This window comes from Winogradskyella marincola (assembly GCF_029624125.1).
Classification (GTDB): Bacteria; Bacteroidota; Bacteroidia; order Flavobacteriales; family Flavobacteriaceae; genus Winogradskyella; species Winogradskyella marincola.
In genome coordinates this window covers 79,281-101,987 of record NZ_JARSBN010000007.1, presented here as the reverse complement: position 1 = coordinate 101,987, position 22,707 = coordinate 79,281, and the positions used below count along the sequence as shown (strand labels likewise).

The window sequence follows — 22,707 nt, the reverse complement described above, 5'->3', positions numbered from 1 at the left end:
ACATTAAACTTATTCTTATGAAGAAACTATCATTAGTTATAACACTTTTTTCAATCGTTTTAATGTGGTCTTGTAAAGAAAAGGCAGATTCTACTACGACTGAAACTGAAGATAAACCATTACCTGAATTTAATGATGTTGAAAAGATTGAACCGCCATTTTGGTGGACAGGCTTTAAAAACAAATCACTTCAACTTTTGGTTAAACATCCAGATATAGGGAAGTTTATTCCAGAAGTTGATTCTGGTGATGTTTCTCTGGTCAAATTTCACAAAGCAGAGAGCCCAAACTATCTATTTTTAGATTTAGAAATTGCAGAAGGAGCAAAACCTAATAAATTCAATATTATTTTTAGAGAAAACGACTCTATTGGATTAGTGCAAACCTACGAGTTAAAAGCCAGAGAAAAATCTGCTGAAGATTATATAGGTTTCAACAGTTCTGATGCTATTTATCTCATCACACCAGACCGTTTTGCAAATGCCAATCCAGATAACGATGAGGTTGAAGGTTTACTTCAACAAGGCATCGATAGAACTGATGGATATAAGCGTCACGGAGGCGACATTCAGGGCATTACTGAGCATTTAGATTATATTGATGAAATGGGCTTCACTGCCGTTTGGCCTTGCCCAGTTTTAATCAACGATATGTCAAGTGGTTCTTATCACGGCTACGCAATGACCGATTTTTATAAGGTAGACCCTCGTTTCGGAACTTTAAACGAATACAAAAATTTAGCCAACCAACTTCATAATAGAGATATGAAACTTATTATGGACCAAGTGGCTAACCACTGTGGATTAGAACATTGGTGGATGAAGGATTTACCATTCAAAGATTGGGTAAATTACCAAGAGCATTACGAGCAAAACAAGGATAATTGGGATTGGAAAACCACTAAAATGTCTAACCATAGACGTACCACAAATCAAGACCCTTATGCTTCCGAAGCCGATTACGAAGGCATGTCAAAAGGCTGGTTTGTGCCAAGTATGCCAGATTTAAATCAGAAAAATCCATTTATGGCCAAGTACATTATTCAAAATAGTATTTGGTGGGTAGAAGTTTTAGGTTTAGATGGTATTAGACAAGATACGTATCCATATCCAGACAAGGATTTTATGAGTGATTGGGCAGGAGCTATTATGACTGAGTATCCAAACTTCAGCATCGTTGGTGAAGAGTGGAGTTTAAATCCGTTGCTAATTGCATATTGGCAAGAAGGACATCAAAATACAGATGGTTATGATTCTAACTTAACATCGTCAATGGATTTTGCAATGCAAGCTAAATTAGTAGAGTCTTTAAACGAGGGCGAAGCTTGGAATAGTGGTTTGGTTAAGATTTATGAAGCTCTAGCAAATGACTTTGCATATACAGCACCAGAAAAGATTATGGCATTTCCAGATAATCACGATATGAGCCGAATCTTCACGCAACTAAAGGGTGATGCAACAAATACCAAAATGGCATTAAGTTACCTGTTGATGTTGCCGAGAATTCCACAAATCTACTACGGAACAGAAATCTTAATGGATGATTTTGATAAGCCTGGAGACCACGGATTAATCCGTACAGATTTCCCAGGAGGTTGGCAAGGCGACACTGTAAATGCATTTACAGGTGAAGGGTTGACATCAGACCAAAAAGAAATGCAATCCTTTTTAAAGACCGTTTTAAATTACAGAAAAACGAGCGAAGCTATTCACAAAGGCAAGACAAAGCATTTTGCACCTTTTCAAGGCACTTACTTTTTATACCGTTCCAACGGAGACGAGACAGTGGTTCATATTATGAATAAAAACGATGAACCAATTGAAATCGATTTAAAGTATCACGAAGAAATGGGATTGAAAGGTAAAACCTTAAAAAATATCATTACAGGAGAGACTTTAACTTGGGATGATAGTATTAAACTTAATGAGAAAGGAAGTTATATCTATACCACGAAATTGTAATTATGAAACATCTAACTGCCTTTTTTTGTTTATGTCTAATGGTGTTTTCCTGTAAAACCGTTAACACAAAACAAAAAACTTCGGAATCCAAAATAGTTGAAAGGTCAACAATTGAATTTAAAACAGTTGAAGATGCCAAACTAGCTTCAGGACAATTGTTGCGAGTAGAAGATTTTCCATCAGAATACATTAAACCAAGACCAGTTGATGTTTGGTTGCCAAAGGACTATTCCGAAGACAAAAAATACAATGTCTTATATATGCACGATGGCCAAATGTTGTTTGATAGTACCACAACTTGGAACAAGCAAGAATGGAAAATTGATGAGTGGGCAACACAATTAAGAGAAGATGATAGAGTTGAGAATTTTATTGTAGTTGGTATCTATAATATTCCTAAAATCCGATGGCAAGATTTATTTCCTCAAAAGGCGTTCGATTCTTATTTAGATGAAGAAACTCGTGAAAGCTTATTAGAAGAAGCTGTAAATGCTGATAAGGATACTAAATTTTATGGCAATAATTATTTAAAGTTTATTGTTGAAGAATTAAAACCTGTAATAGATAGCACGTATTCTGTGTATACAGACCAAGAACACACTTTTGTAATGGGTTCTAGTATGGGAGGATTAATGTCTATGTATGCTATTAGTGAATATCCTGAAGTATTTGGAGGAGCTGCTTGTTTGTCTACGCATTGGATTGGTGCTGCACCAAGAGAAGATAATCCTATACCAGATGCTATATTTAAATATATGGAGGATAATCTGCCACAAGCAGGACAACACAAATTGTATTTCGATTACGGTAACAAAACTTTAGACAAACATTATCCACAATATGCACCAAGAGTTGACGCTATTTTAAAACAAAAAGGATACACAGAAGACAACGCCAAGAACTTGTTTTTTGAAGGTACAGACCATTCTGAAAATTCTTGGAATGCAAGGTTAGACCAACCGTTAACTTTTTTGTTAGGTAACTAAATCCATTATTGTCATCCTGAACTCGTTTCAGGATCTTATTAAATTATATGAAACACATCATCCTATACATATCAATTTTCTTCATAACGGTTTCAGTAGCTGCACAAAATGTAGAGCGCTTCTTCGTTACATCTGAAAATATTCATAATGGAGCACAAGTAGCTATAGAAACAAATGATGGTAAATATTTGATAAGACCCATTTCATCTCACATTATAGAAACAACCTTTGTGCCGAATGGTGAATTTTTAAAAACAGAATCACATACTGTGGTTTCTGAACCGAATACTTCAAAGTTTGAAATTTCTCGAAAAGGACAAGATATCATATTGAAAACGACATCAGATTTTTATGTAGTAATTCAAAAAAATCCTTTCCAAATCTCATATTACTATAAAGACAAATTCATCACTTCCGAAAAACGTGGTTACTACAAAAGTAAGCACGAGCCAATGGATATGGTAAAAGGCAACATCGTTGCAGATTCCACCGAAAAAATAGAGTTCAATCTATCAAAAGACGAAGTATTGTACGGAGGTGGAGCAAGAGCTTTGGGTATGAATCGTAGAGGGCATCGTTTGCCATTGTTTAACCGAGCTCATTATGGTTACGAAACGCATAGTGAGTTGATGAATTTCACAATGCCAATCGTATTGTCGTCCAATCAATATATGATTCACTTTGACAATGCACCAATTGGGTGTTTGGACTTGGATAGCAAAGGCGATAACACCTTAACTTACGAAACCGTTTCTGGTCGTAAAACCTATCAAATCATCGTAGGAGAATCGTGGTACGATATGTTGAATAATTATACAAATCTCACAGGAAAACAGCCAATGTTGCCACGTTGGGCATTGGGTAATTTTTCAAGCCGATTTGGGTATCACTCACAAGAAGAAGTAGAACAAACTATAGCTAAATTCAAAGAAGAAAAAATTCCTGTAGATGCCATTATTTTAGACTTGTACTGGTTTGGAAAAGAGGTTAAAGGTACGATGGGAAATCTAGAAGTATTTAGAGATTCTTTCCCGGATTTTGAAGGTATGGTAAAACGACTCAATGATAAAGGCGTCAAAACGATTACAATCACAGAGCCATTTGTGTTAACCACATCAAAAAAATGGGATGAAGCAGTTGCTAAAAATGTACTAGCCAAAGATTCTGTTGGCAATCCTGCGAAGTACGATTTCTTTTTTGGTAATACAGGGCTTATAGATGTTTATAAACCAGAAGGAGAACAATGGTTTTGGGATATTTACAAAGATTTAGCCAACAAAGGTGTGGCTGGTGTTTGGGGAGATTTAGGAGAGCCAGAAGTGCATCCAGATTGGGTACAACATCATACAGGTTCAGCTTCCGAAGTGCATAATATTTACGGTCACGATTGGGCACGTTTAATCCACGAAGGTTATCAACGCGATTTCCCAAATACAAGACCCTTTATTTTAATGCGAGCAGGTTATTCTGGTAGTCAACGTTACGGAATGGTACCTTGGTCTGGCGATGTTAACCGAACTTGGGGAGGATTGCAAAGTCAGCCTGAAATTGCGCTTCAAATGGGAATGCAAGGTTTGGCATATATGCATAGCGATTTAGGTGGTTTTGCAGGTGCAAATTTAGACGATGAGCTTTATGTGCGTTGGTTGCAGTATGGAGCATTCAATCCAATTTTTAGACCTCACGCGCAAGAAGATGTACCAAGCGAGCCAATTTATAGAAGTGAAAAAGCCAAACGATTAGCAAGTTTTGCCATCGCAATGCGATACAGATTATTACCATATAACTATAATCTGGTGTACGAAAACCATAAATATGGAAAGCCGCTAATGCGTCCACTATTGTTTGAAGAACCTAGAAATCCAGAATTATTCAATTATTCAAAAACCTATTTATGGGGAAATGATATTCTGGTCTCGCCAGTTTTAGAAGCAGGCAAAAAGGAGCAAGAAATTTACTTCCCAAAAGGTTCAAAATGGTTTGATATCGAAACCGATAATATTACCGAAGGAGGTACAACAAAAACCGTTCAGTTGAGAGAAGATTTTATTCCGGTTTATGTCAGAGCAGGTGCATTTATTCCGTTAACTGATATGGTTCAAACTACCGAAAACTATGAGGATAGTACATTTCAATTACAATACTACCACGATGATTCTGTTACAGAATCTGAGCGAGAATTATATTTTGATGATGGAAAAACTGCTAATCCAATCGAGAATGAAGCTTTTCAAATTTTAGAGTTTGAAGCAGAGCAAAAAGGTAATTGGTTGGAGATTAATTTTGAAGCAGAGACAGGAAAAAACTATTCAGCTAAATCAAAAACGATTGCCTTAACCATTCATAACATCAAGAAGGAACCTAAAAAAATCAAAGTAGGAAGAGAAAAGGTTCAAGGGACATACAATTCAAAGTATAAAACCTTAACCCTAAATGTGAGTTGGGATACTTCAACCGAAAAAGAAATTAAAATAAAGCTTAACAAATAGTATGCGTTCAAAATATATAATTGCTTTAATTTTACTTGTATCGCTTGTTTTTAGTTGCAAAAACGAGCCAAAACAAACTATAAAAACTGAAGAAACTAAATCAGTGATGAAAAAGAAAGAAGTCGTATATCAGGTGTTTACACGTTTATTCGGAAACACCAATACCAACAACAAACCTTGGGGAACTTTAGAAGAAAATGGCGTTGGTAAATTCAACGATTTCACGGACAAAGCACTTGCTGAAATCAAGGATTTAGGAGTTACGCATATTTGGTACACTGGAGTGCCACATCACGATGTAATAACGGATTATACTAAATATGGCATTTCTAACGACGACCCAGATATTGTAAAAGGTCGTGCAGGCTCGCCTTATGCGGTTAAGGATTATTATAATGTAAATCCTGATTTAGCCGAAAATGTAGAGAATAGATTGCAAGAGTTTGAAACCTTAATTGAGCGTTCGCACAACGCAGGTTTAAAAGTGTTAATAGACATTGTGCCAAACCACGTGGCTCGTAATTATCAAAGTTTAACGAATCCTGAAGGCACAACAGACTTTGGTGCAGACGATGATAAAACTGTGACTTACGCAGTCAATAACAACTTTTATTACAATCCAGGCGAACCATTTAAAGTACCAAATTGGGAAAACGGTTACCAACCTTTAGGAGGTGAAAATCATACAATAGCAGATAGTAAGTTTGAAGAAATTCCAGCAAAATGGACTGGCAATGGCTCACGAGCATCACAGCCAGATATGAACGATTGGTACGAAACCGTTAAGGTAAACTATGGAATCAATCCAGATGACAAAAAAGATTTTGACGAACTTCCAGAAGGTTTCGATAACGAAGATTACAACGCACATTATAACTTTTGGAAAAACAAAACCGTACCAAGTTCTTGGGTAAAGTTTAAAGACATTGCACTGTATTGGACAGCCAAAGGCGTAGACGGTTTCCGATTTGATATGGCAGAAATGGTACCTGTGGAATTTTGGAGTTATATGAATTCGCACATCAAGATGCAGAATCCTGATGCATTTTTATTGGCTGAGGTCTACCAACCGCATTTGTACAGAGATTACATCAAAAAAGGAAAAATGGATTACCTGTACGATAAAGTACAATTGTATGACACCATAAAACACGTGATGCAAGGTCACGGAAGCACGTACAACATTCCGCCAATTCAAGAAGATTTAAAAGATATTGAGCATCATATGCTTCACTTTTTAGAAAATCACGATGAGCAACGTATTGCGAGTCCAGATTTTGCAGGTAATGCTGAAAAAGGAAAGCCAGCAATGGTGGTATCTGCAACCATAAGCACATCGCCAACAATGGTGTATTTCGGTCAGGAATTTGGCGAAAAAGCCGAAGAAGATTTAGGTTTTGGCGACCCAACCCGAACCTCGATTTTCGATTACGGAAGTGTGCCAAGTGTTGTGCGTTGGGTAAACAACAAACAGTTTGATGGAGGTCAATCTACTGAAGATGAAAAAGTATTACGAGACTTTTACAAGCGCTTATTAAACTTCACAATTACCAGTGAAGCTTTGATGGGAGACTATCAAGATTTGCAACATTACAATCAACAACATACAGAGTGGTATAATGATAAAGTCTTAAGTTTTGCACGTTGGAGTGAAGACGAAAAACTCATTGTAATTTCAAATTTTAATGCAGAAAACACCTATGGTTTTGAATTGCAATTACCAGAAGATTTGGTCTCAAAATTAGAATTGAAAGATGGAGACTATCAAGTGGAAGACCAGTTGTACAACAATTATACTTCAACATTAAAAGTTGAAAATGGCAAAGCCCAAGTACGTATTGATATAAAACCTTTAGAATCATTCATCCTTAAGATTAAATAAAATAAACCTAAACCAGGCCTAGTAGGTCTAAACCATCAAAAAATGAAAAAACTATTAATAGCAATTTTTGCAATCGCGTTAGTTATATCGTGCAAAGAAGAAAAGAAAGCATCCGAAGTTAAAGAAGAACAAAAAGCAGTTTTAGACATAGAACCAATTTCGGATGAGGTCTTAGAAACAGCTGTAATTTACGAAGCTAACATTCGTCAGTATTCGCCAGAAGGTACCTTTAATGCCTTTGCAAAAGATATTCCTGTGCTAAAAGATTTAGGTGTTAAGGTTATTTGGTTAATGCCAATCAATCCGATTTCAGAAGTTAAAAGAAAAGCAACAGATGGACAATTTACTTCCGAAATTGAAGACGAAAACGAACGCAAAAAATACTTAGGTAGTTATTATTCTGTGTCAGATTACAGAGCTATAAATCCAGAATTTGGTACAAAAGAAGACTTCAAAAATTTGGTAAAAACAGCGCACCAAAATGGCATTTATGTTATCGTGGATTGGGTGCCAAATCACACAGGTTGGGACCATCCTTGGATAAAAGCACATCCAGATTATTACACTCAAAATGAAGCTGGCGAAATTATAGACCCAATAAATCCAGATACTGGAAAATCTTGGGGCTGGACAGACGTTGCGGATTTAAATTACGACAATATGGAAATGCGTGAGAAGATGATTTCAGATTTAAAATATTGGTTAACAGAAGCCGATATTGATGGTTATAGAATGGATGTTGCTCATAAAGTGCCAGTAGATTTTTTCGAAAAAGTAACAGAAGAATTAAAGACCATAAAGCCAGTGTTTATGCTGGCTGAAGCTGAGCAAGCAGATTTAATGGTTAAGGCTTTTGATATGCAATACGGTTGGGACGTACATCATATTTTTAATAAGCTATCGAAAGGAGAAGTGACTACCAAAGCTTTTGATGAGTATATGGTAAAAATAGATTCTACGTATCAAGAGGACGATATCAATATGAATTTTGTAACCAATCACGATGAAAATTCTTGGAATGGTACTCTAAAAGAACGTATGCCAAATAATAAGGAAATTTTCACGGCTTTAACTTATGTTATGCCAGGAATGCCTTTGATTTATAGTGGTCAGGAATATGATTTAGAGCATCGCTTAAAGTTCTTTGAAAAGGATTCTATTCCGAAAGAAAAAGGAGCGTATTTCACTTTGTTGAAAAAGCTAGGAGAACTGAAAAATACAAACGTAGCTTTAAATGGTGGTAAAGATGCAGCTTCCTATAAATCTATTCCATATTCAGATAGTATTTTAATGTTTGAAAGAAGTAAAGGCGAAGAGACCATAGTTTTTGTTGGAAACTTTACAGATAATGACAGTAGAGTTGTAATTCCTAAAGGAAAATATAAAAACTACCTTACAGGAGAGGTTGAAACTATTACGCCAGAAACACAGCCTATAGATGCTTGGGAGTACAAAATCTTAATTAAATTATAATGTACAAGTATTTCTTCATAATAGCTTTAACTTTAACAATACTAAGTTGTAAAGAACATACTGAAAGTATAGAAGTGCAAAAACAAGAAACACCATTTGTTTGGGAAGGTGCCAATCTTTATTTTCTGTTAACCGACAGATTCAATAACGGAGACACCTCTAACGATGTTAATTTTGAAAGAACTTGGAAGCCAGGAAAACTAAGAGGTTTCGAAGGCGGAGACATCAAAGGTATCACTCAAAAAATCAAGGAAGGCTATTTTACCGATTTGGGCATCAATGCAATATGGATGACACCAATCGTAGAGCAAATTCACGGAGGCACTGACGAAGGTACAGGAGTTACTTATGGTTTTCACGGTTATTGGACTAAAGACTGGACTAACATAGACCCAAATTTCGGTACCAAAGAAGACCTACACGAGTTGGTTAAGGAAGCACACGCCAAAGGAATTCGTATTGTGCTAGATGCTGTGATTAATCACACAGGACCTGTAACTGGAAAAGACCCAGTTTGGCCAGAAGAATGGGTAAGAACAGATGTGCAGTGTACTTACGATACTTACGACCATACCATCAGTTGTACCTTGGTTGAGAATTTACCAGACATTAGAACAGAAAGTAACGATAATGTAGAATTGCCACCTCAATTGGTAGAAAAGTGGAAAGCCGAAGGTCGTTACGAGCAAGAAGTAAAAGAACTCGATGCTTTTTTTGAAAGAACAGGTCATCCTAGAGCACCACGTTTTTACATTATGAAATGGCTAACCGATTATATTACCGAGTTTGGTATTGATGGTTACAGAGTAGACACCGTAAAGCATACTGAAGAATACGTGTGGCAAGAATTTAAGGTAGAGTGCGATTATGCCTTTTCAGAATTTAAGAAGAACAATCCAGATAAAGTTATAGATGAAAATGATTTTTATTTAGTCGGAGAAGTGTATAACTACGGAATTTCAGGTGGCCAATGGTTCGATTTCGGAGATAGAAAAGTGAACTATTTTAATCCACCAAGTTTTCAAAGTTTAATCAATTTTGAATTCAAATGGAATGCTAAGCAAATGGGTTATGAAGCAATGTTCAAAAAGTATAATGATACTTTAAAAGGACCATTAAAAGGATTTGGTACTTTGAATTATTTAAGCTCGCACGATGATGGAAGTCCGTTTGATGCTTTAAGAGAAAAGCCTTTTGAAACCGCAAACCGATTACTATTATCGCCAGGAACATCGCAAGTATATTATGGCGACGAATCTGCTAGGTCATTGGTTGTAGAAGGAACAGAAGGAGATGCCACTTTACGTTCTTTTATGAATTGGGAAGCCATTAAATCAGACCCAAAAACCAAAGCTGTCTTAACGCATTGGCAAAAAATAGGGCAGTTTAGACAACATCATCCAGCAGTTGGTGCAGGATTGCATCAAATGATTACAGAACAACCATATTATTTTTACAGGTCTTTTCAAAACGGGGATTTCAAGGATTTGGTTATCGTTGGTTTAGATGTGCCAAAAGGAAAAAAAGTGATAGATGTTTCCAAAATATTTGAAGAACGTACAATGTTACAAGATGCTTATTCAGGAGAAAAAGCAACTGTAGAAAACGGAAAAATAACTATCAATTCAGATTTTAATATCGTACTTATAGAAAAACAATAGAATAAAAACTTCTAAAGTTACCTCTTGAGGGAACTTTAGGGTTGTAAAACATAAAACTCAATTATGAAACAAAAATTATTATCAATAGCCTTTGCAGTATTACTATTGGCTTGCAATTCAGAAGAAAAGCAAATTACAGAAGTATCGTCGCCAAATAAAGACGTAACCGTCAACTTTAATCTTACCAAAGAAGGACAACCATTTTATACTGTAATGTTCAACAACAAAACGGTTGTGGATACATCGTATTTAGGCTTCGATTTTAAGAATAATGAAGATTTTGATAAAAACTTCAAAATAAAAAAGGCATCAACATCAACGTTCAACGAAACTTGGCAAATGCCTTGGGGAGAACAACTAGATGTTGTAAATAATTACAATGAATTAAAGGTAGAGCTTCAAGAAAATAACGAAGCTGCACGTTTAATGACTGTTGTTTTTAAAGTCTATGATGATGGTATTGGTTTTAGATATGAATTCCCAGAACAAGACAATTTTAAAGGGGACGTTTACATTAACGACGAGCATACCGAATTTAATCTAACAGAAGATTACAAAACCTTTTGGATTCCCGGAGATTGGGATATTTACGAACATTTGTACAACACTACAAAGTTGTCTGAATTAAATGCTTTACAGTATGCCAACCACAAAGATTTAGCGCAAACAGATATACCAGAGAATGCTGTTAATACACCAGTAACAATGGTTGGTTCAGATGGTACGCATTTAAGTTTTCACGAGGCAGCTTTAATTGATTATTCAGGAATGACTCTAAAAGTGGATACTAAAAATTTAGACTTAAAAAGTAATCTTGTAGGCTCAAGAAATACAGATTATAAGGTTAAGAAAACAGTGCCATTTCATACACCTTGGAGAACTATTCAAATTACAGATAATGCACCAGATTTAATTGAGTCTAACCTTATCGTTAATTTAAATGAACCGAATAAACTTGGAGATGTGTCTTGGTTTACGCCAATGAAATACACAGGAGTTTGGTGGGAAATGCACTTAGGAAAATCGTCTTGGGATTACGGAATGACTCAGAATATGAGTACTTGGACAGATACAGGTGGAGCACACGGAAAACACGGAGCAACCACTGAAAACGTTAAGAATTTCATCGATTTTTCTGCAAAAAACAATATGAAAGGTGTTTTGGTTGAAGGCTGGAATACAGGTTGGGAAAACTGGATTGGTTTTGAAGATAGAGAAGGCGTGTTCGATTTTGTAACACCATATCCAGATTACGATTTAGATGAAGTAACAAGATACGCTAAAGAAAAAGGTGTAGAAATTATAATGCACCACGAAACTTCTGCAGCAACCGAAACCTACACCAAACAGCAAGATACCGCTTATGCTTTAATGCAGAAGTATGGTATGCATTCTGTGAAATCGGGTTATGTTGGTAAAATTCTTCCAAAGGGAGAATTCCACCACGGACAATATATGGTAAACCACTACAACAATGCAGCCATAAAAGCAGCAAAATATGAAGTGGCAGTGAATGCTCACGAACCAATTAAGGACACAGGTTTACGTAGAACATATCCAAATATCATTTCTCGAGAAGGTCTAAGAGGTCAAGAATTTAATGCTTGGGCAAGCGATGGTGGAAATCCACCAGAGCATTTGCCAATTGTAGCTTTTACAAGAATGTTGTCTGGTCCTATAGATTTTACACCAGGTATTTTCAATATTAAGTTTGATGAATACAAGGAAAACAATCAGGTAAATACTACGATTGCTCAGCAATTGGCGCTGTATGTTGTAATTTATAGTCCAATACAAATGGCAGCAGATTTGGTTGAGCATTACGAGGCGAATCCAGAACCACTTCAATTTATAAAAGATGTTGGTGTAGATTGGCAACAGACTAAAGTCTTAAATGGCGAGGTTGGCGATTATGTAACTATAGCAAGACAAGAGCGCGAAACAGGCGATTGGTTTGTTGGTGGTATTACAGATGAAAATTCAAGAACACTAGATTTAACTTTTGACTTTTTAGACGAAAACCAAAAGTATGAAGCTATTATATACAAAGATGGCGAAAATGCACATTGGGATAATAATCCACTAGACATCACTATCGAAAAAATTGAGGTGTCAAAAGGCTCAAAACTTTCAGTGAAATTAGCCGAAGGTGGTGGCTTTGCTATAAGCATTAAAAAGGTATAATCTTTATTGGTTTTAGTGTAACAAAAGTGGTGTAAGTACGTCTAGTTAGAAACGACTAAACGTATTTATTCGTAACTTTGCATTACACTAAAACCATTTTTTTTGAATATCAACCACCATATAGATTCACCTTTTAACTTAAATGTAAGCTTTAATAAGCTATTAGATAAGTATGAAGAATTAAGTCAGGCAAACAATGACTTTCAGGTTTCTAATGCGCAGCGTGTACTGCAAATAGCTGAAGAAAATCCTGTGCTAAGAGAAGGTTTTAGTGATCTGTCTTTGTTAAAGACCTACGAAAAGGAAATAGCCGGAATTCTTCAGGATTCTTTCAATCCAATTTTAACTCTAAACGAAATAAAAACAGCATCTATTCCTTTGCATGATGTTATTTTTAACTCTTCGGAACGGTTTAGAAATATCTTAAAAGACGCTGGTGATGATTTTCAGTTAGAAATAAAAAATTTACCAGAAGACGATACTTATATTGTAGCCTGTACCATTATTTTAATGTTTTGTTACGGTTATGATTTAAATTTTAAAAGACCTTTTTTTTACGAAATACCAGATAAAAAAGGTGTAATGCGTTACTATAAAATTCTGTACAATGCAGATTTTGTAGAAATAACTCCAAACGAAAAGGCGCCAAAATTAACTCAAGAAGACTATGACGAACTCATAGATAATTTTGAAAATATTGAGTTATGGAGAGAAAAATTTCCACCAAACAGTTATGATTTTAAAGGTTTCGTAATTTCAAATATTTTTGATGTTACAGATGACCAGTCTATATCCAATATCAAATCTTCTCTTTTAGGCAAAGGAAAGCGTAAAGACGAAGCTTTTATGAAAGACTTTCAGGATATATTTCGTTCGCTTTTAGGATTAAAAGATATTAAAGTCGGTTTTTCTATATATAATAAAGAAGAAGACTCTTTTGTTAGGGTTTATGGCGCTGGAATGACGAGCTATCTTCTTAATGAATTGGAGGCATCTTATTGTACAGACGCTTTATGTGATTGGTCTTATGAAAGGCTGATTAAGGAAAAGAAATACTTTACCATATCTAATGTAGAAGACGCATACAACAATTCTGAGTGCAATGTGCCTCATATAAAAATGTTGTACGAGCAAGGAATTAAAAGTGCCATTTTTGCACCTATAGCCAATGATACAGGCTTAATGGGAATTCTGGAGATTGTCTCTGAGCAGCCAAAGGTTTTAAACAGTATTAATGCTAATAAATTAGTAGATGTAATGCCTTTTATTGTTTCTGCTGTAGAACGATCAAAACGAGAAGAAGAAAATCTGATAGAAGCTGTAATTCAAAAAGAATGTACATCTATACACTCTAGTGTGCATTGGAAATTTGTGCAAGAAGCCAGAAATTATATAAAATCAGAATACAGCAAAGACGAGTCGCCAACATTTAGAAAAATAGCTTTTGATAATGTGTATCCGCTATTTGGGCAAATTGATGTTAAAGGCTCATCAGACTCCAGAAATGAAGCTACCAAAAAAGATTTGGTAATGCAGTTAAATCTTGCTGAAAAGATTTTAGAAAAAAGTTTAGAAGAACGACACATACCTTTTTACGAACAAATTAAGTTTCAGATTGCAGAGTATAGTTCTGAGCTAAACAATAATTTTAAAGTAGATAGTGAGCATGCAATAACAGTCTTTTTACGAGAAGACGTTAAGCCTGTATTTCAACTTATAGCAAAGACGCAAGAAGCTCTTAAAGAAGATATAGAAGGCTATTTTAGTAAAATAGATGAAGATCTTAATGTCATTTATTTTTACAGAAAGCACTATGACGATACCATAAAGCTTATTAATACTAATATGTCTTCCTTGTTAGATGACAAGCAAATGGAAGCTCAGCAAATGTATCCACACTTCTTTGAGCGTTTTAAAACTGATGGAGTAGAGCATAATATGTACATAGGAGAATCTATTACAAAACAAGACAGTTTTAGTATGATTTACCTATACAATCTAAGATTATGGCAGTTGCAGGTGATGTGCGAGATGGAAAATGCGTATTATCAAAATCAACATGAATATCCAGTAGCTTTAGATGTAGCATCTATGATTTTGGTGTTTAATCAGCCTCTATCTATAAGATTTAGAATGGATGAAAAACGTTTTGATGTTGATGGTACATACAATGCTAGATACGAAGTTGTAAAAAAGCGAGTAGATAAAGCGTTTATTAAAGGAACTGAAGAACGTATCACAGAAAAAGGAAAGTTAACGATTGTTTATTCTCAAAAAGAGGATGAAGAAGAGTATAAAAAATACATAAGTTTTCTTCAGTCTAAGAATATACTAGATAACGATTTAGAGATTTTAGAACTGGAAGACTTACAAGGCGTAACAGGTCTAAAAGCATTAAGAACAAGCATTCTTTATCATAATGAAAATGATGATAAGAATTTCTATACTTACAATGATTTAATGGAAACCATTAAATCATAAACCTATTTTCTTTTGTCTTTTTAGGGGTAAAGTAACTTGTCTCTGTACTGGTTTCTGGTAAAACATCCTTGATATTTACATTAGGGTTATCTTTCACTGCGATAGCAAAAGATATTAATGAGATAATGATACCAATCATAAATACAGTGTATGTAATACGTAGCAATCTGTATTTGCGTTCCAAAACTTTTCCTAAGAAGTATAAATCTTTGGTCAGCGCTTTATAGATATAGTCTTTGTCTTTTACCATTTCTCCTATAGCCCATTCAAATTCTTTGAGTTCCATTTTATGAAAATTACCAAAAAAGCTAAGGTTTACTTCTTGGTTTTTTACATCTTCTTTGGTGAATTCTCCACTTGTAACGTTTGGTCGGGTTGCTATGATAGAGAGTACCATAGAAATAACACAAAACGACAAGAAAATAATTGTAGGCCAGGTTAAATATGGGTTTGTATCTAGTTTAGAAATAAGATTAGCAAGTACAACAGATATAATAATAGCATTAACCGATAATAAAATATTGGCTTTTGTATCTGCAATATCACTAAGTTTTATGTGGTTTCTTAAAGCCGTTCTATAGAAAGTTTGTACACCACGTTCTGGGCTTTCGTTTTTGTATTGTGCTTTGTATTTTGCTTTAAGTTTTTCAACATCAAGCTTCTTTTTTCTTTTCTTCTTTTTACCCATTAATTTGGCTAAGTTCTTTTCTTTTCTTGGCTGCCAGTTTTTTAAAGCATATTCTGTGTAGAAACTGTGCTCAGTTAAAACATTTATGTTTTCAGCACGCCATTCTGCAGGTGTGTAATTTTTAATACCTCTAAGTTCAAGCTCTTTTCTAAGAAATTCACTAGCCTCATTAAAATATTTTTTTCCAAAATGCGAAGCATCAGCATCTCTAATAATTTCTTCGAGTTTGTTGGTTGGCTCTTTGTCAAATTTTGTAGCCAATATGCAATCCATAACAGATTTAATAATGCGCTCTTCAACACCTTTCTCTTTTAAGAAAACTTTAGCAAGCTTTACACCTTCTTCTTCATGGTTTTCTGTGCTAACAGTGTAACCAATGTCATGCAATAAAGCAGTAAGTTCTAATATTTTGGCTTCTTCGTTGCTAATTTCAGAGTTCTCAATAAGTTCTCTTGTACTTCTTAAAACACGCTCTGTATGAGTGTAGTTATGGTATATAAATGTATTCGGAAGCTTTTCTGTTAAAAGGTTAAAAACATATTCCTGAGTGTCTTCAATAAGAGACTTTGTCATAAGTAAGGTAGATTATTAATTAGGTCTAAATTACGAAAAATACAAGACTTAACATTTAATTAGTGCACATAGTAATTACTAAGTTGTATTTTTATACATATATTACAATAAGTCGTAACTACCAACATTACATTTCAGACTTAAGCGTCTTCACAGCATTTATATGAAATTAAAAATAGCAGATAGTTTTAATAAAGAGTTATCGTCTGATGCCAATTTAGATAATACAAGGCGCAAAGTATTTGGTGCCATGTACTCTTATGTAAAGCCAAAAAGACCTTTATCTCCGAAATTAATTCATGTTTCGCCAGAAATGTGCGAAAACATTGGTATTCATAAAGACGAAGTAGATTCTCAAGCGTTTTTAAATGTTTTTTCAGGCTCAGAATTGTATAAAGAAACGCAGCCTTATGCCATGGCTTATGCAGGACACCAATTTGGGAATTGGGCAGGACAGCTAGGTGATGGAAGAGCAATAAATTTATTCGAGGTACAGCACAATAAAAAACGTTGGGCAATACAACTAAAAGGAGCTGGTGAAACGCCATATTCTAGGCAAGGAGATGGCTTGGCTGTTTTAAGATCTTCCGTAAGAGAATATTTGTGTAGCGAAGCAATGCACCATTTAGGTGTGCCAACAACAAGAGCATTGAGCCTTATGCTTTCTGGAGATGAGGTGTTAAGAGATATGCTTTATAACGGCAATACAGCCTATGAGAAAGGAGCTATTGTTTGCAGAGTAGCACCATCATTTATTCGTTTTGGTAATTTTGAATTGTTTGCTTCAAGAAACGATATAGAAAATCTTAAAAAGCTTACAGATTATACCATAAAACATTTTTATCCAGAACTTGGAGCACCTTCAAAAGAAGTCTATATTCAGTTTTTTAAAGCAGTTGCAGATAAAACTTTAGATATGATTATTCATTGGCAACGTGTCGGTTTTGTGCATGGAGTTATGAATACAGATAACATGTCTATTTTAGGACAAACCATAGATTATGGACCTTACGGTTGGTTAGAAGGTTTTGATTTTGGATGGACACCAAACACTACAGATAGAGAGCATAAGCGTTACCGTTATGGTAATCAGCCAAATATTGGGTTGTGGAATTTGCTGCAATTGGCTAATGCGTTGTATGCTTTAGTTGATGAAGCAGAGCCATTTGAAACAATTTTGAATCAATATCAAAAAGATTTTGAAGAAGCGTTTTTAAATATGATGCGTTCAAAATTAGGGTTAGATTTCAAAAAAGAAGGAGATCAAAAATTAGTTGAAGATTTAGAAGATTGCTTGTTGCTTTCAGAAACAGATATGACAATTTTTTACCGTTTGCTTTCTAATTTTGAAAAAGGAAAAGTTGAAAATAGCCTAGAAATTGTAAAGCAAGCATTTTATAACCCAGAAGAAATACAAGGCAAGAAAGAAGAGAAATGGAATGATTGGATTATAGATTACGACAAAAGATTAAAGTTAGAAGAAGCTACAGACCAACAACGACAAATAAAAATGAATGCTGTAAATCCTAAATATGTACTTAGAAATTACATGGCACAGTTGGCTATAGATGATGCCAATGAAGGAGAATATGGTTTAATTGACGATTTGTTTCAAATGTTGAAAAATCCATACAGCAATCAACCAAAATATGAAAAATGGTTTGCTAAACAACCAGAATGGGCACGACATAAAGCAGGATGCTCTATGTTATCTTGTAGCTCTTAACCTTTTTAACAAGTTTATTTTTCAGTTATAAATAATACACATGAAACATATTTACAAAAGAATTACAATCTTAGTTTTAATCATTTTAAGTCATGCATGTGCTACGTATAAAGCGCAGTATGCTGAAGATGATTTTACAATTCAAAATTTACCAGAAAAACCAGTTGATAATGTATTTTACTTAGTTGGTGATGCTGGTAAATCTCCTATGAATGGCTATTCAGATGCTTTAATGGCGTTTAAGAAGCATATAGCAGCGCAAGGCAATTCAAAAGAAGATTATACACTGTACTTGGGAGACAATATTTACCCAGCAGGATTACCAAAAAAAGAGCATAAAGACAGAGCGTCGGCAGAAAATGCACTTCAGGCTCAGTTTGGTGCTGTAAAAGATTTTAAAGGTAAAACCATATTTATACCAGGTAATCATGAGTGGTATGCAGGCGGATTAAAAGGAGTAAAGCGTCAAGAAAAGTATGTAGAAAACGCATTAGGTAAAAACACTTTTCAGCCAGAAAATGGTTGTCCGTTAGAGAGTATAGATGTTAGTGAGACAGTACAACTCATCATTATAGATACCCAATGGTATTTAGAAAACTGGAATGATAATCCAGGTATAAATGACGAGTGCGAAATAAAAACAAGAGAACGTTTTTTCCTAGAAGTAGAAGGAGAACTAAAAAAAGCACAAAACAAGACCATAGTTTTTGCAATGCATCATCCTATGTACACTAATGGTGTTCATGGTGGTCAGTTTGCAGCTTCTAAGCATTTGTTTCCTGGTCAAAAGAAAATACCTATTCCTGTTTTAGCAACAGTAGTTGCTCAGGTAAGAACTCAAGGAGGTGTGTCTATACAAGATCGTTATAACGAGCGTTACAATGAGTTAATGAAACGATTAGAAACGCTTGCTGTAGACAGCCCTAAATTAGTGTTTGTGTCTGGTCACGAGCACACTATGCAATATATAGAAGAGGGAAGAATTAAGCAGATAGTTTCGGGTTCTGGAGCAAAGGAATCTTATGCAACATTGAGTGATAATGGTTTGTTTTCTTATGGAAAGCAAGGGTTTGCAAAGCTTGTAGTTTACAAGGATGGAAGTTCTTGGGTGCAAATTTTTAGTGCAGTTAATGGTGAGCCTAAAGCAATATTTCAAAAAGAAATTATACCGCCAAACAAACCAGATTTTGACATATCAACATTACCAGATAGTTTTCCTAATACAATAGAAGTTTCTATTTATTCAAAAGAAGAAACAGATAAAACCGGTTTTTTTGAAGCCATTTGGGGCGAAAATTACAGAGATATTTACAGCAAAAAAATTACAGCAAAAGTAGCTACTTTAGATACGCTGTATGGAGGTTTAGAGGTTGTAAGAAAAGGAGGAGGACACCAAACACGTTCTTTAAGACTAAAGTTAAAAGACGGTAGAGAATTAAACATGCGCGCACTTAGAAAGAGTGCTACACAGTACATACAGACTGTAGTATTTAAAGATAATTTTGTAGAAAATGAGTTTGATGAAACCATTGTAGAAGAACTCATATTAGATTTCTATACAGCGGCACATCCTTATGCTTTTTTAGCTGTTCCAAAATTGTCAGATGCTGCTCAGGTGCTCCACACCAACCCAAAGCTATATTACATTCCAAAGCATAAACATTTAGGTAAGTATAATGATGAGTACGGAGGAGAATTGTATATGATAGAAGAACGACCAGAAGATAACTACTCTAACGATAGAAATTTTGGGTATGCAGATGATATAGAAAGTACGCATGATATTATAGAAAAGATACGCAAAGACGAAGAGTATAAAATTGATGAAGTCGCTTTTGTAAGAGCAAGGCTTTTTGATATGCTTTTGGGAGATTGGGATAGACACCAGGACCAATGGCGTTGGGCACAATTTGATCAGCCTAATGGAGATAAACTATATAGAGCTATACCGAGAGATAGAGATCAGGTGTTTTCTAATTTTGATGGTACTTTATTAGATATAGGAAGAACAATTTCTAGTGCTACAAATCAGCTTCAGGTGTATGATGAAGAGCTAAAAGACATCAGATGGATGAATAGCGCTGGGCACAAACTAGACAAAGCATTAATAAAACAAGCAGACAAATCGGTTTGGATAGCACAGGCTCAGTTTTTACAAGAGCACGTAACAGATGAAGTTATAGAAGCGGCTTTTTCAAATTTGCCTGAAGAGATTCAAGACAAAACCATTGAAGACATTAAAACCAAGCTAAAAGGCAGACGCGATAACCTTATTGATATAGCCACACGTTATTCAAACTATTTAGATGAATTAGTTATTCTTACCGCTACAGATAAAGATGATTTTATTGAGATTACCAGAACTGCTGACAAAGAAACCAGAGTGCAAATTTGGAGAAACAAAGGTGGTAAAAAAGCAGATGTTATTGTAGATAGAACATACCATAGAGATACAACTAAAGAAATTTGGGTATATGGTCTGGATGATGATGATATTTTTGAAGTTAACGGAAAGGCCAATAATCTAATTTACACAAGGATTATTGGTGGGCAAGGCAATGATATTTATAAGATTAATAATGGCAGACGTGTAAAAGTGTACGACCATAAATCGAAAGAAAACACCATAGAAAAAAATAAAGGAGCACAAATAAAACTTACAGATAACTACCAGTCTAATTTATACGATTTTCAGAAATTTATAACAAAGACAAGTGTTATTACTCCAAGTGTTGGTTTTAATCCAGATGATGGGTTTAAAGTAGGTGTTAGTTTAACCAAAACCAAAAAAGGATTTGAGCGCAATCCGTTTTCGCAACAGCATAAGTTTAGATCGGGTTATTATTTTGCAACCAAAGGTTTCGATTTAAGATACGAAGGACAATTTGCTAATATTTTTGGCGATTGGAATTTAAAGCTCGGAGGCATTTTTACAAGTGCTAATTTTACAAATAACTTCTTTGGAATTGGAAATGAAACACAAAATAATGACGATGATTTAGACTTAGATTACAACAGAGTTAAGACAAGTATTTTTGGTGTAAATGTAGGAGCTGTTAAAAACTCTGGTTATGGTAGTGAGTATGGTTTTAAAGCTGTTTTTGAAGGTGTAGAACTAGATGCTACAGACAACAGGTTTATAACCGATTATATTCCTGCTACCAATGAAGAATTTTACAAAAGACGTTTTTTTACAGCACTTGAGACTGCCTACAAATACCATAGTGCAGATGACGAAATAGCAACTTCTCGAGGAATGGATTTTAACATTGTTGCTGGTGCAAAGACAGAAATAGAAGAGTTTAATAACATTTTTGGTTATGTTAATGCACATCTAGGGTTTTACAACGCATTGAGTGTTAATAGAAAACTGGTTTTAAAAACAGATATAAGAACTCAATTGCGTTTTGGAGATGACTTTTTGTTTTTTCAAGGAGCCAATATCGGAGATGGTGGTGCAGGACTAAGAGGTTACAGAACAGAGCGTTTTACAGGTAAAAACTCGTTGGTAACAAATGCAGATTTAAGATATAGTTTTAATAGCTTTAAAACAGCATGGTTTCCTATGCAAATAGGTATTTTCTCTGGTGCAGATTTAGGGAGAGTTTGGGTGAAAAATGACAATTCAGAAAAATGGCACAACTCTTATGGTGGTGGATTTTGGGTTGCAGCAGCAGACTCTGTAGCAGGAACATTTAATTTCTTTACAGGCGAAGATGGCTTAAGATTTTCTTTCGGTTTCGGACTCAATTTTTAATTGAGTCTGTAACTGTATATGTTGCCGCCTTCATCGCCATTGCGTTCATCAGTGATGTAGATTGTAGAATCATTTTTAAAACAAATTCCTTCTTTTTGGGTGTTGTGGTCCAAAGCTTGTGCTTCAACATTGCCAGAAAAGAAATCATCATTACTAAAGTCAGTAATTTTCCAGACTTTATCATGGTTAAGTAGTACTATGCTTTTACCGTCATCGCTTATGTCGGCAGAGGTGATTTTATTGTTTTTACCGTTTAAGTTAAAGTCAGATCTTAAAATAGCTTCATGTTTACCAGGTGTATTAGGAACCTTTAAGGTGATAAATTTCTTTGTCTCTTTACTAAAGATATAGAACGAATTATTATACAAAAAGAAGGCTTCAAAGTCTTTAGAATACTTCTTTTTTGGCACAGTAAAGTCAATGATTTCTGCTTCAGCAGTATCGTTGTCTAAGTCGTTATGATTTATTTTCAAAATCCTAAAATGCTTTCGCTTTTCATTGTTGTTTCCAAAGTCACCAATGTAAATGTTTCCTTCTTTATCAGAGGTTAAATCTTCCCAGTCTATATTACTGGCATTGGTAATGTTAATTTGTTTTACAATATTTCCGCCAGAATCTAATCCGTATAAATTACTGTCATTACCAGCATCTTCAATAGTCCATATAAGGTTAGATTGAGATGTGGTTTCGGCAGCCGAAGCCTCTTTTATAGCATTGTTAATACTTCCTTCTATTTTAAGTTGTCCTGCAGATTGGCAAGAAACCGCAATTAGCGTTATTAATATTAATCTTTTATAGTGTATCATTGTATATTGTTTCTGATGTTAAGAATAGCTATTGAAGTTG

At 34.9% G+C, this 22,707-nt stretch carries 12 protein-coding genes; 10 read left to right on the top strand and 2 right to left on the bottom strand.

Annotation, left to right across the window (positions count from 1 at the left end; all coding sequences use genetic code 11):
* Positions 1-17 precede the first annotated feature (17 nt).
* The 8 genes from P7122_RS12850 to P7122_RS12815 all read left to right on the top strand — a co-directional run bounded on the left by P7122_RS12850 (position 18) and on the right by P7122_RS12815 (position 15,117).
* Positions 18-1,961, top strand: coding sequence for a glycoside hydrolase family 13 protein (locus P7122_RS12850; protein ID WP_278006209.1), 1,944 nt, complete (start codon positions 18-20; stop codon positions 1,959-1,961).
* 2 nt (positions 1,962-1,963) lie between these two features.
* On the top strand, positions 1,964-2,947 hold the full coding sequence (locus P7122_RS12845; RefSeq protein ID WP_278006208.1) for an alpha/beta hydrolase: 984 nt from the start codon (positions 1,964-1,966) through the stop codon (positions 2,945-2,947).
* A gap of 47 nt (positions 2,948-2,994) precedes the next feature.
* Positions 2,995-5,436 (top strand): TIM-barrel domain-containing protein, encoded by a 2,442-nt coding sequence (locus tag P7122_RS12840; protein WP_278006207.1) that lies wholly within the window; start codon positions 2,995-2,997, stop codon positions 5,434-5,436.
* A gap of 1 nt (position 5,437) precedes the next feature.
* Complete coding sequence (locus P7122_RS12835; protein WP_278006206.1) at positions 5,438-7,318, top strand: alpha-amylase family glycosyl hydrolase; 1,881 nt, start codon at positions 5,438-5,440, stop codon at positions 7,316-7,318.
* Between the two features lie 42 nt (positions 7,319-7,360).
* Positions 7,361-8,791, top strand: a complete 1,431-nt coding sequence (locus tag P7122_RS12830) for an alpha-amylase family glycosyl hydrolase (RefSeq protein ID WP_278006205.1) — start codon at positions 7,361-7,363, stop codon at positions 8,789-8,791.
* Positions 8,791-10,452, top strand: a complete 1,662-nt coding sequence (locus P7122_RS12825; protein ID WP_278006204.1) for an alpha-amylase family glycosyl hydrolase — start codon at positions 8,791-8,793, stop codon at positions 10,450-10,452. The genes P7122_RS12830 and P7122_RS12825 overlap by 1 nt, the downstream gene beginning before the upstream one ends.
* 63 nt (positions 10,453-10,515) lie before the next feature.
* Complete coding sequence (locus P7122_RS12820) at positions 10,516-12,636, top strand: glycoside hydrolase family 97 protein (RefSeq protein ID WP_278006203.1); 2,121 nt, start codon at positions 10,516-10,518, stop codon at positions 12,634-12,636.
* 102 nt (positions 12,637-12,738) lie between these two features.
* Positions 12,739-15,117, top strand: coding sequence for a GAF domain-containing protein (locus P7122_RS12815; RefSeq protein ID WP_278006202.1), 2,379 nt, complete (start codon positions 12,739-12,741; stop codon positions 15,115-15,117).
* On the opposite strand, the gene P7122_RS12810 is transcribed toward P7122_RS12815, so the two are convergent.
* Positions 15,107-16,378 (bottom strand): Pycsar system effector family protein, encoded by a 1,272-nt coding sequence (locus P7122_RS12810; protein ID WP_278006201.1) that lies wholly within the window; start codon positions 16,376-16,378, stop codon positions 15,107-15,109. The two genes, P7122_RS12815 and P7122_RS12810, sit on opposite strands and share 11 nt — an antisense overlap.
* A gap of 163 nt (positions 16,379-16,541) precedes the next feature.
* Between P7122_RS12810 and P7122_RS12805 the strand changes: the two genes are divergently transcribed.
* A complete protein-coding gene (locus P7122_RS12805; protein WP_278006200.1) occupies positions 16,542-18,104 on the top strand; it encodes a protein adenylyltransferase SelO in 1,563 nt (520 codons plus the stop codon).
* Positions 18,105-18,144: 40 nt separating this feature from the next.
* Positions 18,145-21,861, top strand: coding sequence for a metallophosphoesterase (locus P7122_RS12800; RefSeq protein ID WP_278006199.1), 3,717 nt, complete (start codon positions 18,145-18,147; stop codon positions 21,859-21,861).
* On the opposite strand, the gene P7122_RS12795 is transcribed toward P7122_RS12800, so the two are convergent.
* Positions 21,858-22,667: an SdiA-regulated domain-containing protein gene (locus tag P7122_RS12795; protein WP_278006198.1), complete on the bottom strand. Its 810-nt coding sequence runs from the start codon at positions 22,665-22,667 to the stop codon at positions 21,858-21,860. The two genes, P7122_RS12800 and P7122_RS12795, sit on opposite strands and share 4 nt — an antisense overlap.
* Positions 22,668-22,707 lie beyond the last annotated feature (40 nt).

Excerpts from the sequence above, each read along its gene's own strand:
- P7122_RS12850 (WP_278006209.1), top strand. The coding sequence starts at position 18 with ATGAAGAAACTATCATTAGTTATAACACTTTTTTCAATCGTTTTAATG.
- P7122_RS12845 (WP_278006208.1), top strand. The coding sequence starts at position 1,964 with ATGAAACATCTAACTGCCTTTTTTTGTTTATGTCTAATGGTGTTTTCC.
- P7122_RS12840 (WP_278006207.1), top strand. The coding sequence starts at position 2,995 with ATGAAACACATCATCCTATACATATCAATTTTCTTCATAACGGTTTCA.
- P7122_RS12835 (WP_278006206.1), top strand. The coding sequence starts at position 5,438 with ATGCGTTCAAAATATATAATTGCTTTAATTTTACTTGTATCGCTTGTT.
- P7122_RS12830 (WP_278006205.1), top strand. The coding sequence starts at position 7,361 with ATGAAAAAACTATTAATAGCAATTTTTGCAATCGCGTTAGTTATATCG.
- P7122_RS12825 (WP_278006204.1), top strand. The coding sequence starts at position 8,791 with ATGTACAAGTATTTCTTCATAATAGCTTTAACTTTAACAATACTAAGT.
- P7122_RS12820 (WP_278006203.1), top strand. The coding sequence starts at position 10,516 with ATGAAACAAAAATTATTATCAATAGCCTTTGCAGTATTACTATTGGCT.
- P7122_RS12810 (WP_278006201.1), bottom strand. The coding sequence starts at position 16,378 with ATGACAAAGTCTCTTATTGAAGACACTCAGGAATATGTTTTTAACCTT.
- P7122_RS12805 (WP_278006200.1), top strand. The coding sequence starts at position 16,542 with ATGAAATTAAAAATAGCAGATAGTTTTAATAAAGAGTTATCGTCTGAT.
- P7122_RS12800 (WP_278006199.1), top strand. The coding sequence starts at position 18,145 with ATGAAACATATTTACAAAAGAATTACAATCTTAGTTTTAATCATTTTA.
- P7122_RS12795 (WP_278006198.1), bottom strand. The coding sequence starts at position 22,667 with ATGATACACTATAAAAGATTAATATTAATAACGCTAATTGCGGTTTCT.